This window comes from Thermoanaerobacter sp. RKWS2, assembly GCF_026240795.1.
Lineage (GTDB): Bacteria > Bacillota > Thermoanaerobacteria > Thermoanaerobacterales > Thermoanaerobacteraceae > Thermoanaerobacter > Thermoanaerobacter ethanolicus.
Genome location: NZ_CP110888.1, coordinates 866,688 through 884,130, shown reverse-complemented (window position 1 = coordinate 884,130; position 17,443 = coordinate 866,688). Strand labels below are relative to the sequence as shown.

Here is a 17,443-nt window from a genome sequence, read left to right as displayed (position 1 = left end):
ATTATTTTCTAAAAACATTATATCCTTTTTAAAAATATTATTCAATAATATTTTTAAATAAAAAAGACCTCTTCTTTTTAAGAGGTCTTATCCAATATTAGCCATACTTTTAGTGTGCTTATCAGCTACTTTGCTAGCCCCATAAGATGCAGGCTTAACTTGTGCTTCAAATCCACATCCTAACACCATGCTAACCACTTCTTTTATAATATCTCTTGTTTTACCATTTTCCCCTACGTCTAAATGAATCTGTATATTTATATCTTTTTTATCAGTCTGATTGATCTTTTCAAAAAGCTGATTCGCTATTTCAATGCTGTAAGTAGCCTCCATAAAAATCCGTTGTTTTAAAGACAGTACCTTTTTATTATAAAATTTTCTATAATAGTACCTGGCACCTTTTCCTTCTCGGTATATGATTACAGCAGTAACAAAACATACAGATTTACCTGGTTGAGAGTCTGTGCCTACCATTAATTTGTAATTAGATTGCCGGTCTCCCTCAACAAATTCCATGATGTCTTCGAACATTTTATCAATATCCATTTTTCCCTTCGTTGGGCTAATGAAATACAATGGCCCCATCTCCTTTAACTGCAAATTGCTTAGCGCAATTAAATCTTATTTTAATTTTTATTATACACCATTTTCTTAAAAAGTGTATTAAAATTTTTTTATTTTTTTGTTAAACTATCAATTTTGTAACAAACAGTATCAAATCTGCAGCTGGTATAAATATAAGCTGAGCCAGCAACGTACCCAAAATTTTCCCAAACACAAGAAGCACTACCATACTGTCCACATCATGTTGGGTCCTTTTACCGCTTAAGGCCTGGTCAGTTATAAGAGCCGCCACAGGGTCAACTACAACGGTAAACAATACAGTCGCAAATCCATTTACAATACCAGAAAGCTGACTGGCTGTAATTCTATACTCAGGAATAATAGCTCCGGCGTAAAGTGAAGATATAACACCTGTGGTGTAGATAGAAGTAATAATAACGTTATATATCAAAAAAGTTTTTGGTATGTTAGCCTTCCAGATACCTTTTAACATAGACAGCCTTGGCAGAACAATCTTTTTCTTTATCTTTTTTAAATTACTCCATCTAAACCCCTTAAGAATAAGCTTAGGGACTGTTCCAGCTCCTTCCATTCCATTTATGGCAACAGTAAAAATCGATACAAAAGTGGGCATCAGGGGTGCTCCTATCAATGCCCCTAATGTAGCTGAAAAAAGTACAATTCTCATATCATTTTGAAGGAGATGAACCTTGTCCATTTTTATCGCCATATCTACAATACTGCCAAGAAAAGGTGCTTGAATCATATTTGATAGTCTTGATATCACAGCCATAATGTTAAAAAGCGAAAGAGCAACAGCAAGCTTTCGAGTCCTTACACCAGAAGGTCTTATGGAATAAGAAAGTGTATCAATCAAATTTATAACCATCGTAAAGAAAGCTACAATTATGAGTCTTTTTGCATCTATCATTTGTTCACATCCGTTTCTTTATTTAAATTCCTTTATAATTATATTGTACAATGCTTTTTTTTCAACATTTATCTTTTTCCAAAGTTTGTGGTATAATCTATGATATCGGAGGGATATAAATGACACAAAAACATTACAGCAAATGGGTAATTCTTTCTGCAGTCGTCATAGGCAGTATTATGGGACCAATTGATGGAAGTGTTGTCAACATAGCGATGCCAGAATTCACAAAAATTTTTCACACTAACATAACAACAGTAAGCTGGGTCTCCATGACATATCTCTTAGTTGTAAGTAGCTTAATGATGACTTTTGGAAGACTTGGTGACATGTTAGGCTACAAAAAATTGTATCAGTACGGCCTTTTGACTTTTTCAATTTCTTCTGCGATTTTAAGTCTTTCTGTAAACATATATATGTTGATAATTATGAGAGCTTTTCAAGCAGTAGGAGCCGCCATGCTTATGTCAATGTCTTCCGCCATAATTACATCTGTGTTTCCTCCAAACGAAAGAGGTAGAGCTCTTGGCATCAACGCTATGTCTATATCAATCGGTCTCGCGATAGGTCCTACATTAGGTGGACTTCTTTTGAAATACTTAGGCTGGCGTTCTATATTTTACATAAACGTACCTATCGGTATAATAGGTTACATATGGGCTCATATTGTGGTCCCTGACAACAAAGGAGTAGCTGAAAAATTCGATCCTTATGGCTCTATTTCTTTCTTTGCTTTTCTTGCAAGCCTTTTGCTTTTTATTTCAGAAGGTGGAACATGGGGTTGGTCGTCTCTTACAAGCATAGTCGCATTAGTTACATCAATTGCATCTTTGATAATTTTTATCAACGTAGAAAACAAAGTAGAGTTTCCTATGTTTGACTTTTCCCTTTTGAAAATAAGGTCTTTCACTTTTGGAAACATAAGCACCCTGCTAAACTTTATGGCTCAAAACACGATGACTTTTTTAACCCCTTTCCTCCTTCAGCATCTAGGATTTACTACTGAAAAAGCAGGTATAATCATGACTTCTTTCCCTCTCGTCATGTTCGTCGTAGCACCTTTAAGCGGTATTTTAGCTGATAGATACGGCGCTCAAATTTTATCAACTATTGGCGCACTAATTTCTGCAACAGCCTTTTTTCTCATGGCAACTTTAACGGAAAAATCTACTATGTTTGCCATTATGGCTCGCCTTGCTCTTTTTGGAATAGGAAATGCTATCTTCCAAACGCCAAATAACAGTGCAGTAATGGGAAGTGCACCAAAAAACAGATTAGGGGTAGCCTCCGCCTTCCTTGCAACAATGAGAAATGTAGGAATGGTAATGGGCATCGCAGTAGGAAGTGCGATATTTACCAACAGGTTAAAAGTTTATCAAGCTCTAAAATTTTCTTCTAATGCAGCCTTTATGATTGCGATTAAAGAAGCTTATATAACTGCAGGGATTTTCTCATTGATATGCGCTTTTACTTCTCTGGTGAGAAATAATGTTAAATTAATACAAGGAAAGGATTGATTTAAATGGAAACCACTCTTGCTATAGTAAAACCCGACGGTGTCAAGAAAGGGCTTATAGGAGAAATATTAAAAAGATATGAAAACAAAGGTTTAAGGCTTAAAGCGGCAAAAGTAATAACTCCAACAATTGAGCTTTTAGAAAAGCACTACGAGGAACACAAAGGCAAGCCTTACTACAAACCTTTAATACAGTACATGTCCTCAGGTCCTGTCTTTGCAATGGTACTAGAAGGAGAAAACGCCGTAAAAATAGTTAGATTATTAAACGGTGCTACTAAAGTGGAAGAGGCCCTTCCTGGAACGATAAGAGGTGATTTTGCTTCTAGTACTACTTTTAACATTATTCACGGTTCAGATAGTATTGAATCTGCAAAAAGAGAAATAGCACTGTGGTTTCCTGAATTAGCATGAATATTTTTGTGGACAGGGCATAAACTCTAATAGAGAAAACTATTGGAGGTATACCTTATGCCCAAAATAACAGTAGAAAGTAAAAATAACCAGTTTGGAATCATCTACGGAAGAATTGATGACTATAACTGGTACGCATTGGTACAAAAAGAAAAAGTAAGTTACGGAATAAATCCTGTTACTTTAGAAAAAGGAGATGGGAAAGTTTCAAGATTGTTTGTTTACAAAAAATTTTCTTCCAAGATTCCCAATGACTTTATAAAATCAGTAGTGGCTGATTACAGACATAAATGGAATTGGTTAGAAAAAGACAAAAAAGAGCTAATAGCAAGATTAGTAAATTATTTAGAACTTCGATATTCTCTAAAAGTACTACAAACTAAGGCGAAGTGACTTCACTTCGCCTTAGTTAATGGTACTATATAAGCAGTATAAAGATTGTTAAATACAAATTCTATTGAAGAGAAAAACACCACGACCAGCCAATCATAGCCAGTAAGCACTGTTGTCTTAAACACAACACTTAAAGGTGGAATATATATTGTAGCTAAGAAAAGCAAAAATGATGTCAAAACTGCTAACACCAAGTAAGGACTAGTAAAAATCCCTATCTCAAAAATTAAATTTCTTTCTGACCTACATTCAAAGGCGTGTATCAGCTCTACCATCACTAATGTAGCAAAAGCTATAGTTCTAGCTCTTTCCAATGTCCCATAACTTAATGCAAATACATATGCTCCAAGAGTACTCAATGCCATTAAAAATCCCACTATAATGATTCTTATACCCAACCCTCTTGAAAATACACTTTCTTTAGCATTTCTCGGTCTCATCATCATTATATCTTTTTCAGGAGGATCCATCCCCAGAGCTAAAGCCGGCAACCCATCAGTAACAAGATTGACCATTAATATTTGAATTGGAGCAAGAGGCAATTTTAAGGCCATTAAAGCTGCAAAAAACATAGTCAAAACTTCTCCAAGATTACAAGAAAGCAAAAATCGTATAAACTTTCGTATATTGTCATAAATTATTCTTCCTTCTTCAACAGCTGCCACAATAGTGGCAAAATTATCATCTAATAAAATCATAGAGGAAGCCTCTTTTGCAACTTCTGTTCCTCCTTTTCCCATAGCAATACCTATATCTGCCTCTTTCAAAGCAGGGGCATCATTTACCCCATCCCCTGTCATTGCTACTGTAAAACCTTTGTTTTTAAGGACCCTGACAATTCTGAGCTTATGTTTTGGGGTTACCCTTGCATAAACACTAATATTTGTACAAACTTTCTCAAGGTCCTTATCTTCCATGTTATCTAAATCCTGCCCTGTAATCACTTTATCATTTTCCCCTAATATTTTTAATTCTTTTGCTATAGCAGTTGCAGTAATCTTGTGGTCACCTGTTATCATAACCGGTTTTATTCCTGCCATCTTACATTTTAAAACTGCACCATATACTTCCCCTCGAGGAGGGTCTATCATCCCTTCCAATCCTACAAAAACCAAATCTTTTTCTATAAATTCTGCAACCATTGGAAATTTAGGAGGAAGCTTTTTGTAAGCAAAGGCCAATACTCTCAAAGCTTCCCTGCCAAAACTTTCATTGATATCTAATATTCTTTTTTTATCAAAAACAGTAAGGGGCACTTCTCTGCCTTCTGTATATTTATATGTACAAAGGTCCAATATTACATCTGGAGCACCTTTTACATACGCATATTTTTCACCATTTATCTCCACAATAACAGACATCCTTTTTCTATCTGAATCAAAAGGAATTTCCTCCATTCTTTTAATATTTTCTACCAACTCAAGAGAAAGTCCTGATTTCATTGAAAAAGAAAGTATAGCGGCTTCAGTAGGGTCTCCTATGTATTTTTCTTCTTCTAAAGTTTCTCTGCCAATTTTTATCTTTTCCCTCTTAATCTTTGCATTATTGCACAATGCCCCTATCTCCAACATCTTTCTAAAAGCGCTTCTCTCTTTATTTCTCATTGTAGTAAATTTTTTACTTTTATCACCTTTTACTTCAAAAACTTCTTCATCACAAAACACTTTTGTCACAGTCATTTTGTTCTCTGTCAAAGTACCTGTCTTATCCGTACATATTACATTAGTGCATCCTAATGTTTCAACAGCAGGTAATTTTCTTATTAATGCATTTCTTTTAAGCATCCTTTGTACCCCAATAGCCAAAGAAACTGTAACAACAGCAGGAAGTCCCTCAGGAATAGCAGCAACTGCAAGGCTTACACCTGATAAAAACATATAATACAAAGACTCTCCTCTTATTATTCCTAATACTATTACAATACCGCATATAGCAAGAGCTCCTGCTACTAATACTTTTCCAAGTTTATTGAGTCTTTTTTGTAATGGCGTTTCATCTCCTTCAATATCTTTAATCATTCCTGCAATTTTCCCCATTTCTGTTTGCATACCTGTAGCAGTTACAATAGCTTTCCCTCTTCCTTTCGTAACAATAGTACCCATATAAACTACATTACTATCAGTTACTACCGCTCTTTTTACATTGTTTACAGCTTCCTTGTGGACAGGGACTGACTCACCAGTCAAAATCGATTCATCCACTTCTAAATTATGACTTTCTATCAAAACAGCATCTGCTGGAACTTTATCTCCCGCCTCCAAAATAATAATATCATCTATTACAATCTGAGAAGCCTCTATCTCTTTTTGTTCTCCATCCCTCAAAACTTTTGCAATAGGCGCTGCAAGTTTTTTTAAAGCTTCCAAAGACTGCTCTGTTCTACATTCTTGGATAAATCCTAATACAGCATTTAAAATGACGATTATCGTTATTGTCAAAGCATCCGCTAATTCTCCCATCAAAGCAGAAATTAAAGTTGCTGCCAATAAAACCATCACCATAAAATCTTGAAACTGATTTAAAAATATTTGCAAAGGACTAACTTTGTGCCCTTCCTCCAATATATTCGGCCCATATTTCAATAACCTTTTTTGCGCTTCTTGACTATTTAAGCCGGTAAAGTCAGTTTTATCAAAGTAGTAAATTGTTTGTTGCATTTGCTTCTTACCGTAAGACATCCCAATCCCCTTTCTTAAACTTTTTGCTCTCTAAATAAAATATGAGAGCATTCTAAAAAACATGCCCTCATTCTTTTAAACTTTGCCATCCATCTCTTGCAAGATTGACTATTAAATTATATCGAGACCTATCAGGATGATTTATCACTTTATTATACCATTTTAATGCCTCTTCCCTGTTGCCTAACATTCTATTAAGTTCTGCTATCATATATATGAGTAGTACTTCTTCTTCATATATATCCGAACCACTATAGGCTTTTATATAAGAATCCAATGCATATTTCAAATATTTTTCTTCATTTACCTTATCATTTAAAATCCTATATATCCAAGCAATTCTAAGACAAGTCTTCGCAAAAACTATAGGCTTATCTTCTTTTATCTGGGAACAATATAAAGCCAATAAATAGGCTTCTAACGCTTTTTGAGGTGTTCTTTCACCAGAAAATTCTCTTTTAACCCACTTAGCCGTTACCAGTGATAAGATTTTTTCCTTTTTGTCATTAGTTATTCTGTCAAATTCAGATTCCAAAGCAGCATATCCACAATTTGGGCACACAATAACTTCATAAAAGAAAGGATTAATGCCATCTTTATATTTAGTATAAAAATCTCTTTCTCTTTCTTCCACCTTCAATTGCGAAGATCTTACTTTGGTATATGTAAACTCTTTTTTACATACTGGGCATACAGTTTTTTTATCGTACAAATATTTGTTCCCCAATATTACACCTCCGTCCAACATTAGTCCTATTAAATATTTTAACATACTCATCTACATTTTTCGACATTCTATAGATAAAAAATTAGCTATACTGTCATTTCTCAAATTAATTTAGCTTAAAATCGAAAAAATTTCTCAGATTAAATAATCTTGTGATAAAATTAATGCTAAAGGAATTTGATAAATTTTTTCAGATTCCTTTAGCATTAATTTTAATTGGAGAGGTTACTTATGCAAATAGTTTTCCATGTTGATAACATTGAAGAATATTTACATAAAGGTAAAGATTACAATTTCCCTGCCCCGCCAGATAGATGTCCTCATCCCGATTGCAAGTGTAAAGTAAAATTAAAAAAGCACGGGTTTTATTACCGTTACTATTTAGACGGATCCAACTGTGTAAAAATAGCCATAAGAAGATATATATGCCCTGTGTGCAAAAGGACTCTTTCCTACCTTCCTGATTTCTGTATTCCTCATTTTCAGTATTCTTTCAATATGATTGTAAAGTCTTTAAAAGAGACACTTCTCAGAGAAAAAACTCTCAGTTCTTTCATAAGTGACTTAAAAAGAAACTTCCCTACCATACTATTTTCAAGACAGCATATATATTTTTACACCAAAAGGATAATGAATAATTTAAGTTTTATCATATACGGATTAAGGCAAATAAACCCTTACATAAAGTTATCTGAGACTGACTCACAAAGAGAGAGGGCCAGAGAGATTTTGGACATAATAAGCATTGTACCACTCTTCTCCCAACGGTTTTATGCTCATTGCCAAAAATCATTTCTGGCCTCTCTCACATAATTCTAGCATTAAACCTGAAAGATTTAAATAAAAATTTTGATTTTTTCTTAGCAACATAACTTTTTCCTTTAATGTCCCCCAGGTATGAGCTAAAATTACGATTAAGAAATCAAAAAAGTGAAGGGGGAACATATAAATGCTTGATGAAAAAGCGAGAGAAGCTATAGCATTAAAGAGATTTTCACTGATAAGTCCGGTGTTAAACGGACAGGTAAAAAATCAGAAAGAATATTTTGATGCTCTTTCCGATAAACCTATTGAGATACCTTATCTTGGAATGAGAAGATATACTCCCAAGACACTTAGAGGGTGGCTATATCAGTATTTAAGAGGCGGTATAGAAGCGTTAAAGCCGGGTTATCGAAGTGACAGAGGCAAATACAGAAAGATAGACTTTGAACTTTCAGAGAGAATAAAGCAAAAGAAGCTTGAACATCCTGAAATGCCAAACAAACTTCTTTATGAGACATTGATAGGAGAAGGAATAATATCACCGGATAAAGTATCCCTTTCGACATTCTATAGGTTTTTGAAAAACATTCCTGTAAAATCTTTAGATAAAGAAAAAGAGGGTAAAACAAAGAGGTTTTCCCATGAATACATCAATGAACTGTGGCAAACTGATGTCATGTATGGGCCATATATTAAAGAAGGTAAAACAAAGAGACAAACGTACCTTATTGCATATATAGATGATGCTTCCAGGCTGTGTACCTATGCTCACTTTTACTATACCCAGAATTTTTTAGCTTTAAGAGACTCATTTAAAGAAGCAGTGCTAAGAAGGGGAATACCCAAAATGCTCTACACTGACAATGGAAAGATATATAGAAGCAGTCAATTTGAATATATATGTGCCTCACTAGGTACATCTCTTATTCATGCTGAGCCCTTTTCACCTCATTCAAAAGGAAAAATAGAAAGATTCTTTCATACGGTGAGAATGAGATTTTTAAGCACAATAGATCCTACATCCATAAAGAGTATAGATGAGCTCAATATGATGTTTTTTAAATGGCTGGAGGATGATTACAACCGAAAAGAACACAGCAGTATTGGCATGAGTCCTTTAGATTTTTTCATGTCTCAAATATCAAGGGTAAATATGTGTAAAGACATAGATATGTTGAATGAATGTTTTCTCATAAGAGTAAATCGTAAAGTAAACAAAGATGCTACACTTAAAGTGGAAAATATACTTTATGAAACAGAAGAAAAGTTTAAAGGTATGCGCTTAGAAGTCAGATATGACCCGCAGTGGCTTAAGGATAATACACCTCTTCTACTTTTTCATGAAGGCAAAAAAGTGGGGGAAGCGTATAAGGTAAATTTTCATGATAATGCTAAAATTCCCATAGGATACACCCAAAACAAAAATGCTGTAAGCAGAAATGAAGAGTTAGTTGATTTTATTAAACACACAGTGATATCCTTTAACGATATCATTGATTAAAAAAGAGGTGTTTACAATGTTTACCCAATATTTTGGAATGAAATTTAATCCATTTTCTAAAGAGATAAGTGTAAACGACCTTTACATAAGTGAAGACATTGCTGAATTAAATGCCAGGCTAAAATATTTACAAGAAACAAGGGGTATAGGACTTATCGTTGGGGAGGCCGGTTCAGGCAAATCTACCGCATTAAGAAGATATGCTGAAAGCCTCAACCGTTCTACATTTAAACCATGTTACTTTGCTCTATCTACACTCACAGTGAGAGAATTCTATCAAGCATTGGCTATGATTTTAGGCGAAACACCCTCATACAAAAAAGTAACGCTCTTTCACCAGATACAAAGAGCGATAACAGAACTTTACTATAGCCAGAAGATAACTCCTGTCATAATATTAGATGAAATACAACTGGTTTCTAACGATGTTCTTGAAGATTTGAGAATAATATTTAACTTTAATATGGATTCTCAAAACCCGTATATATTGATACTTTCAGGACAACCACACATAAGAAACAAACTAGCCTTGAATGTAAACAGTGCACTAAGGCAAAGAATTTCTATAAAGTATGTGATGCAAGGGCTAAAAAAAGAAGAAATTCAAGATTATATAAAAACAAGAATGAAAATAGCCGGAGTGGTGAATGATATATTTACACCATCAGCATATGAAGCAATATATTCTCTAACAAAAGGGCTCCCAAGGATAATAAATAACCTGGTAACAGCTTCTCTTCTCTATGCGTATTCTAAAAGGCTAAGAGAAATAGATGAAGAAGTAATATACCAGGCACAAAATGAAATCAGTTTGTGAGAGTAGTAGCTTTCGCTACTCTCATTTTTTATTATACATCAATTAACCCAAATTGCCAATAACAGATATTAACATATTTTAGCGGTAATGCTCTTAAAAAGTGAAAAAAATTTTTAATCAGGCTGTGATAATTTGAGAAAAAATACTTTTATGCACTTAAAAAATGCCATTATAATTTGAAAATCTTTGGAGATTTAATTTGAGAATTGACACTATACCTCAAAAATTGAAATTATTTGTGATTTATTATTCTATATGTAAGGCCAATAAGCATAATAATGCCTCCATAACCAGCGATAGGATATAAATAATGAACAAGTTTTGCAAAACCAAACCCACTAGCTATAAGGGCCATTCCCCCCGAGGCAACAGTAAAAATCTTATATTTCACTGACCCAACTTCTGTAAACCTTGCCGCAAACCCATATAGATTTCCAACAGCCGTAGTATATATTTCTGCAATCAAAATAAAACTGTATACAAATTTCAAAACCGGTGAAATTTTACCAGCAACATAAAGCATGGGTATCTCATATAAAGAAGCAGTAGGCATATTTATAAGAATTGTAAAAAATATCAAAAATGCTCCTAATCCTAATCCCATTCCTCCTAATATAGCTCCCCATCTTAGTTTTGACCTGTCGTTGGTTTTCTGTCCAAGAGGAGCAAGAATGGCAACTGCCATCAAAAGATTATAGGAAGCATAAAGTATTCCCGACAATGCAAAATTTTTTACTGCAGCTTTAAAAGGAAAGTCAGCAGTTGTTATAACCGTAATGTCTGGTACATAAAAAAGGGAAAAAATACTCACAATAATTACGGCAAGCAAGAGCAAAGGTACGACAAAAGAAATGGCAGAAATAACTCCTCCAATTCCTGTTAATACTGTTACAACCGATAATACTGCCATTACTACACCACCAAAAGCAGAAGAAAGCCCAAATTGCTCTTCAAAAATTGCCCCACAACCTGCTATCATTGCAGATAGTGCTCCAAACAAAAAAAATGTAACTACTAAATCTATCACCCTTCCAAATAAAGGTCCCCCAGCCTTCATGATGACCTTTTTATAGGAGGAGGCATTAAGCCTGTTACCTAATCGCAAAATTACATACCCATAAAACACAAACATAAAGATAGCAATTAAAAGCCCCATAATTCCGTTAATTCCATGGTATACAAAAAATTGCAATATTTCTTGTCCCGAAGCAAATCCCGCTCCTACTACTGTTCCTATATAAGTTGCAGCAACTTTAAAAGCCGAAATCTCTTTTCTAATCAAAAAAATCCCGCCTTTCTTTCTATTTTAAATATATTTTTGGCGGGAGAAAAAATATTATTCTTTTTTCACAATTCTACTTTTGTGGAATATTAACAGTTTTTTTAGGATCACTATTCTTCCAATATTCTATAAAGAATACTATAAAAATACTGACCATAAGACCCAATATAAATGCTATAATTATATTCAATGACTTTTTAGGTGCTATTGGTTTATCTGGGACTAAAGCTTTACTAGTTATAAGAATGCTCTGATTGCCAAGGTCTGATTCTTTAACCAATTCCAGCATATTATATTTTTCTAACATTATATCTCTTGTATTTTTTAGTAAATCCAACTGTTTTTGTTTCTGCTCAATTAAAAGCTTGTCTTGAGAATTTGTTTGAACTTTATTAAGTTCCGCTGTTGCCTCTTTTATTTTATCATTTTGGAGAGTTATAAGTTTGTTCAAAGTTTCGATTAATTTATCTGTCTGCCTGTTATTCCTCTCAATGATATAAGTCCGAAAATTTTGGGCTATTGTATCTGCAATTTTTGCCGCAAGCTTTGGATCATTTTCCTTTACACTAACTGTTATAAGATTTGTATTGTTAATCACAGAAACCGAAATTTGCTTTTTTAAATTTTCTACTGTGTACTTTTGAGGATCTAATCCTAATTGTTTTACAGTATTCATAAGAACAATAGGATTAGTAACCTCTTCTTTAAATGCCTCCACTGACATATCAGGATATTTCAAAAGTGAAGACAACAACAAAGATAAATCTTTTTCTATGCTGTCACTTTGTACTGCCGGCAGATCTGAATCCTTTCCCGGAAGAATAACCGTGGTATTCGAACCAAAAAAACCTGTTGCAGGTGTTACATCAGTAACAGACAAAGTTGTAGTAGCTTCATAGGTAGGTTTTATTATAAAAAAACTAAGCACTGCTGCTACTAAAGTTGCAGCAAGAGTTACAATAATGATTGTTTTTTTATATTTTAAAATTACCTCAATAAGTTCTCTTAATGAAATTTCTTCCTCCAATTTTATTCTCCTTTCGCTTTAAACTTATTGTGTAATTGTAACTGCAGCTTCATCCATCACAGGATCTAAGCTTCTCGCAACCTCTAATAAATACCTCTTAAAAGGTTCCCTTAAGTCCTCTCTTTTCAGAGCATACTCAACAGTTGCCATAAGGTAACCTAATTTATCTCCCACATCATATCTCTTGCCAATAAAATTATAGGCGTAAATTGCTTCATAATTTAAAAGAGTTTTTAAAGCATCTGTAAGCTGTATCTCCCCGCCTGTTCCTGGTGGCGTGTTTTCTAATATTTCAAATATTCTTGGCGTTATTATATATCTTCCCAGAATAGCTATATTTGATGGAGCTTCTTCTTTTTTAGGCTTTTCTACGAGATTATTCACCTTATACAATCTGTCCTCAATAGGTGTAGAATCAACAATACCATATTTATCTACATCCTCATACGGCACTTCTTGTACCCCAATAATAGAACAGTTGTACCTTTCGTATTGTTCTATCATCTGCTTTAAAACAGGGACTTCCGCATCTACTATGTCATCCCCTAAAAGAACAGCAAAGGGTTCATTGCCCACAAATGCTCTCGCACAGTATATAGCATGTCCTAAACCTTTTGGTTCCTTTTGCCTTATATAGTGAATGTTTACCATATTGCTAATATCTTCTACAAGGTGTAAAAGGCTTTCCTTCTTTTTCTTTTTTAACTCCAGCTCCAACTCCACAGATTTATCAAAATGGTCTTCTATTGCTCTTTTATTTCTGCCAGTTATTATAAGAATGTCCTCTATCCCCGACTGTATCGCTTCTTCAACTATGTACTGAATAGTGGGCTTGTCCACAATTGGAAGCATTTCTTTAGGCTGGGCCTTGGTAGCAGGTAAAAACCTTGTACCAAGGCCTGCAGCCGGAATTATCGCCTTTTTTATCTTCACCATTTTTTCCTCCTCTATATAACATTCCTTTTATACCAGAATGATAATCTATTATTAATGGATTCTTCACAGACCCTTCGCTGCGCTTCGGCTCAGAATGACACTACGCCAAATTTAGCTAAAGCTTCTGAAAGCTCTTTTTTAATCTCTTCTAGTTTTTCTTTTGTCTTTGCCTCACATCTCACAATAAGCTCTGGTCCTGTGTTAGAAGCTCTAACCAGTCCCCATCCTTCGTCAAACAACACTCTTGCGCCATCAACATCTATAATGTCGTATCCTTTTTCTTTAAAGTACTCAGTTACACCTTTTACCACATCAAATTTCTTCTCATCGTCACATTCTAGCCTTATTTCAGGTGTTGCAGGATATTTAGGAACATCAGCTAAAAGCTCAGACAAAGATTTATCTGTATTAGAAAGTATTCGTAAAAGCCTTGCAGCAGCATATGCCGCATCATCAAATCCATAGTACTCATCTGCAAAAAACATATGACCAGACATTTCTCCTGTAAATACAGCACCTAATTCTTTCATTTTTGCTTTTATAAGGGAATGGCCAGTTTTGAAAAAGATAGGTTTGCCTCCCAATCTCTCAATTTCTTCTACTAATGCCTGAGAACATTTCACTTCTACAATGACATCGGCACCGGGATGTTTTTTCATTATTTCTCTCCAATAAAGAATCATCAACATATCTCCCCAAATTATATTCCCCTTATCATCCACAACGCCAATTCTATCGCCGTCACCATCAAAAGCTATACCCAAATCAGCCTTCACTCTTTTTACTTCTTCAATTAAATCTTTTAAATTTTCTTCTTTTACTGGATCTGGGAAATGGTTTGGAAATGTAGGATCAGATTCACAATAGAGAGGATATACTTCACAACCTAAGTTATATATAACATCAGGATAAAAATATGAACCTGTGCCATTCCCACAATCGACAACAACTTTAAGCTTTCTGTCGCCTAATTTAACCTTTTCTTTTATCATGTTAATATACGAATTAATAGGATAAGCATACTTCACATTCCCTGTACCTTTTTCAAATTCGCCTTTTTCTGCTATATAGTATAGTTTTTTAAGTTCATCCCCATAAATAGTAGAAGGTCCTACCATAACTTTGAAACCATTAAATTGTGGCGGATTGTGGCTTGCAGTAATCATCATCCCTGCTTGATAATTGTACAGGACATTAGAATAGTAAAAAGCTGGAGTTGTCAAAACCCCTACATCTAATACATCACAGCCTGTAGAAGTAAGTCCTTTAATCAAAGCATCTCGTATAGGCCTTGATGATAATCTATTATCTCTGCCTACCAGCACATCCTTAATTCCTTTTTGTCTCACATATGTACCAAAAGCCTTTCCTATTATTTCTGCGGTCTCAGCAGTTAAATCTTCACCCCACACCCCTCTAATATCATACATCCTAAACATGTTTTCCTTCAACTTCATTTGTCTCAACCTCCTTTTTATGTCATACAATTTAATTATATAGATAATACTGAAAATCCTCAATACACAATCTTCACAAAATTGTTTCTTGACTTTCCGCAAATATATCAACAAGCGTAAACCAAACTCCTGTGCTGCTCAGATACATTTTCAATTACTTCAATAGCTAAATCTACACTTTTCAGTTCCCCCGCTATACTAAGCATAACTTTTGCTCTCTTTTTCCTTTTGTCTATTTTCTTAATAAGCCCCTCATACCCTTTCAATGGTCCTTCAATTATCTTTACTCTTTCTCCTTCCATTATACCTTTTGACAAATCTATTAAATCAGAATTTTTAGTAAGAGACAAAATTATTTTCATCTCTTCTTCTTTTACAAAACCAGGCCTTTTCCCTTCTTTCAGAAAAATACCTCTTTTTAAAACATCAGACATTTTATAATATAAATCATCGCTCATCTCGGCATTTACAAAAACATATCCAGGAAACAAAAGTCTAATTCTTTCCACTGGTTGTCCTTTTTCTCTCTCTATAATTTTTCTTTTCGGAATAAGCAATTTCACTTCCTCTTGTTTAAAGCAACTCTCAATAATATCTCTAACTTTGTTTTCATATCCACTTCGAGTAAAAATAACATACCATTTTTTCATTTTTCTACACCCCATTTTATAATTTTAGCAATTATTTTTACAAAATTCAACATATAATTTCCAAATCTTATATAAATGAGTATACGAATAGAAATTTGAAAAACTCAGCTATTGTGCTATATTATAATTATTCGAAACAAATTAACGTTTAAAGGGGAACTTTTTATGCAAATTTTTATTGTTGACGCTTTTACAAGTAAAGAATTTAGTGGCAATCCTGCAGGAGTAGTAAATCCATCAAGGTGAAAGCATAAGTTTAAGTTATATTAAAAAATTATTGTTGTAAATTTTTAAAGCTTTATAACATTAAAACATTCACTAAGATAGGGAGACATGAGGCAAAATTTTTGATAAAATATTTAAGCGTGTGATTTTAAATTTCGGATTAGGAGGATTTTAGATGGACTTATTTAGAAAAAAATCAGCAGACCAGCTGCTGGAAGCAGCTGAACGGACAGGTTTAAACAAAAACTCACCGCTATTGACCTTGCCGCTTTGGCAATAGGTTCTGTCGTAGGTACAGGTGTCTTTGTGGCAACTGGGGAAGGCGCATTAAGAGCTGGTCCAGCCGTTATAATTTCTTATGTTATAGGCGGTATAACTGCTGCTTTAGCTGCCCTTATATTCGCCGAATTAGTTACAATGTTCCCTGTTGCTGGAAGTACTTACACTTATTCTTATGTTGCCTTTGGTGAGATTATCGCTTGGATAATAGGTTGGGACTTACTTTTGGAATATTTAGTCTCAGCCAGCGCAGTAGCTTCTGGATGGTCTGGTACTTTTGTAGGACTTTTAAAGTCTTTTGGCATAACTTTGCCAGAAATTATAACAAAACCTCCTATTTCGGGAGGAATAATGGATTTGCCAGCAATTTTAGTAACAGCATTTGTCGCTTGGATTTTGTACATTGGTGTCAGAGAAAGTGCAATGACAAACAACATTATAGTGCTCTTAAAAATAGGGGTAATCCTTTTGTTCCTGTTCTTAGGCTTTAGCCATGTAAAATTGTCAAATTTAACACCTTTTGCACCTTACGGTTGGAAAGGCATAATGTCTGCTGCAGCTATTATATTCTTTGCATATATAGGGTTTGATGCCGTATCTACCGCAGCGGAAGAAACAAAAGATCCAACTCGAAATGTACCGTTAGGACTTGTAATGGCAATGATTGTAATATTAGCACTTTATATTTCAGTTGCCGTCGTTTTAGTAGGTATGTTACCTTATAAACAGATTATTCCGGATAATGCTCTCCCAGGTGCATTAATGAGCATTGGAATTAACTGGGGTTCTGCATTAGTAGCTACTGGTGCTGCCGTAGGTATGATATCTACACTCCTTGTAACTCTTTACGGTCAAATAAGAATATTTATGGTTATGGCAAGAGATGGACTTTTACCAGAAGTTTTCTCCCATGTTCATCCCAAATATAGAACACCTCATATCAACACTATAATTACAAGTGTAGTAGCAGCTATTATTGCTGGATTTTTGCCACTTGATATAATTATTGAGCTTTGCAATATAGGTACTCTGTCTGTATTTGTAATTGTATCAATAGGAATATTAGTCTTAAGAGTTAAAATGCCTAATGTTGAAAGGAAATTCAGAGTTCCTTTTGTTTGGGTAGTAGCACCTCTTACAATGGCTTTCAGCTTATACCTTATGGCAAGTCTACCTTGGGTTACATGGGCAAGGTTTGGAATATGGATGTTAGTAGGCTTGATAATATATTTTGCTTATGGCAGATACCATAGCGTGCTAAATACACAAAAATAAGGGAGG

15 protein-coding genes and 1 pseudogene are annotated in these 17,443 nt (G+C 34.3%); 7 read left to right on the top strand and 9 right to left on the bottom strand.

Features of this window, described 5'->3' with window-relative positions; all coding sequences use genetic code 11:
- Positions 1–87: 87 nt before the first annotated feature.
- A complete protein-coding gene (locus OEI98_RS04375) occupies positions 88–576 on the bottom strand; it encodes a ribonuclease H-like YkuK family protein (RefSeq protein WP_004397161.1) in 489 nt (162 codons plus the stop codon).
- A gap of 109 nt (positions 577–685) precedes the next feature.
- Positions 686–1,495, bottom strand: coding sequence for a lipid II flippase Amj family protein (locus tag OEI98_RS04370; RefSeq protein ID WP_004397163.1), 810 nt, complete (start codon positions 1,493–1,495; stop codon positions 686–688).
- Positions 1,496–1,614: 119 nt separating this feature from the next.
- Between OEI98_RS04370 and OEI98_RS04365 the strand changes: the two genes are divergently transcribed.
- From OEI98_RS04365 to OEI98_RS04355, 3 genes are read left to right on the top strand one after another with little or no spacing between them, the layout of a single operon-like run.
- Complete coding sequence (locus tag OEI98_RS04365; RefSeq protein ID WP_004397176.1) at positions 1,615–3,012, top strand: MFS transporter; 1,398 nt, start codon at positions 1,615–1,617, stop codon at positions 3,010–3,012.
- Between the two features lie 5 nt (positions 3,013–3,017).
- Complete coding sequence (ndk, locus tag OEI98_RS04360) at positions 3,018–3,425, top strand: nucleoside-diphosphate kinase (RefSeq protein WP_004397192.1); 408 nt, start codon at positions 3,018–3,020, stop codon at positions 3,423–3,425.
- A 57-nt stretch (positions 3,426–3,482) separates the two neighbouring features.
- Entirely contained in the window at positions 3,483–3,818 is a 336-nt protein-coding gene (locus OEI98_RS04355) for a hypothetical protein (protein WP_004397193.1), read from the top strand.
- A gap of 2 nt (positions 3,819–3,820) precedes the next feature.
- Here the strand turns inward: OEI98_RS04355 and OEI98_RS04350 are convergent, their stop codons facing one another.
- Both OEI98_RS04350 and OEI98_RS04345 read right to left on the bottom strand, forming a co-directional pair.
- Positions 3,821–6,496, bottom strand: coding sequence for a calcium-translocating P-type ATPase, SERCA-type (locus tag OEI98_RS04350; protein WP_074592848.1), 2,676 nt, complete (start codon positions 6,494–6,496; stop codon positions 3,821–3,823).
- Between the two features lie 67 nt (positions 6,497–6,563).
- Positions 6,564–7,274, bottom strand: coding sequence for a DUF2225 domain-containing protein (locus OEI98_RS04345; RefSeq protein WP_003871050.1), 711 nt, complete (start codon positions 7,272–7,274; stop codon positions 6,564–6,566).
- Between the two features lie 180 nt (positions 7,275–7,454).
- On the opposite strand from OEI98_RS04345, the gene OEI98_RS04340 reads away from it, so the two are divergent.
- The 3 genes from OEI98_RS04340 to OEI98_RS04330 all read left to right on the top strand — a co-directional run bounded on the left by OEI98_RS04340 (position 7,455) and on the right by OEI98_RS04330 (position 10,306).
- Complete coding sequence (locus tag OEI98_RS04340; protein WP_266036853.1) at positions 7,455–8,036, top strand: DUF6431 domain-containing protein; 582 nt, start codon at positions 7,455–7,457, stop codon at positions 8,034–8,036.
- 136 nt (positions 8,037–8,172) lie between these two features.
- Positions 8,173–9,489, top strand: coding sequence for a DDE-type integrase/transposase/recombinase (locus OEI98_RS04335; protein WP_266036855.1), 1,317 nt, complete (start codon positions 8,173–8,175; stop codon positions 9,487–9,489).
- Between the two features lie 16 nt (positions 9,490–9,505).
- Complete coding sequence (locus OEI98_RS04330) at positions 9,506–10,306, top strand: ExeA family protein (protein ID WP_003871651.1); 801 nt, start codon at positions 9,506–9,508, stop codon at positions 10,304–10,306.
- A 232-nt stretch (positions 10,307–10,538) separates the two neighbouring features.
- Here the strand turns inward: OEI98_RS04330 and OEI98_RS04325 are convergent, their stop codons facing one another.
- The 5 genes from OEI98_RS04325 to loaP form a co-directional block, all read right to left on the bottom strand.
- Positions 10,539–11,588 (bottom strand): hypothetical protein, encoded by a 1,050-nt coding sequence (locus OEI98_RS04325; protein ID WP_004397197.1) that lies wholly within the window; start codon positions 11,586–11,588, stop codon positions 10,539–10,541.
- A 73-nt stretch (positions 11,589–11,661) separates the two neighbouring features.
- Positions 11,662–12,615, bottom strand: coding sequence for a YveK family protein (locus tag OEI98_RS04320; RefSeq protein ID WP_004397200.1), 954 nt, complete (start codon positions 12,613–12,615; stop codon positions 11,662–11,664).
- Positions 12,616–12,639: 24 nt separating this feature from the next.
- The gene (gene galU, locus OEI98_RS04315) at positions 12,640–13,548 is read right to left on the bottom strand and encodes a UTP--glucose-1-phosphate uridylyltransferase GalU (protein WP_074592851.1); all 909 of its coding nucleotides are present in this window, start codon (positions 13,546–13,548) and stop codon (positions 12,640–12,642) included.
- A gap of 92 nt (positions 13,549–13,640) precedes the next feature.
- On the bottom strand, positions 13,641–15,008 hold the full coding sequence (gene glmM, locus OEI98_RS04310) for a phosphoglucosamine mutase (RefSeq protein WP_266039817.1): 1,368 nt from the start codon (positions 15,006–15,008) through the stop codon (positions 13,641–13,643).
- 107 nt (positions 15,009–15,115) lie between these two features.
- Positions 15,116–15,658 carry an antiterminator LoaP gene (loaP, locus tag OEI98_RS04305; RefSeq protein WP_004397209.1) on the bottom strand — a complete coding sequence of 181 codons (543 nt, stop codon included), beginning with the start codon at positions 15,656–15,658 and terminating at the stop codon, positions 15,116–15,118.
- A gap of 400 nt (positions 15,659–16,058) precedes the next feature.
- Between loaP and OEI98_RS04300 the strand changes: the two are divergent.
- Positions 16,059–17,437: pseudogene (locus OEI98_RS04300) on the top strand (amino acid permease).
- Positions 17,438–17,443 lie beyond the last annotated feature (6 nt).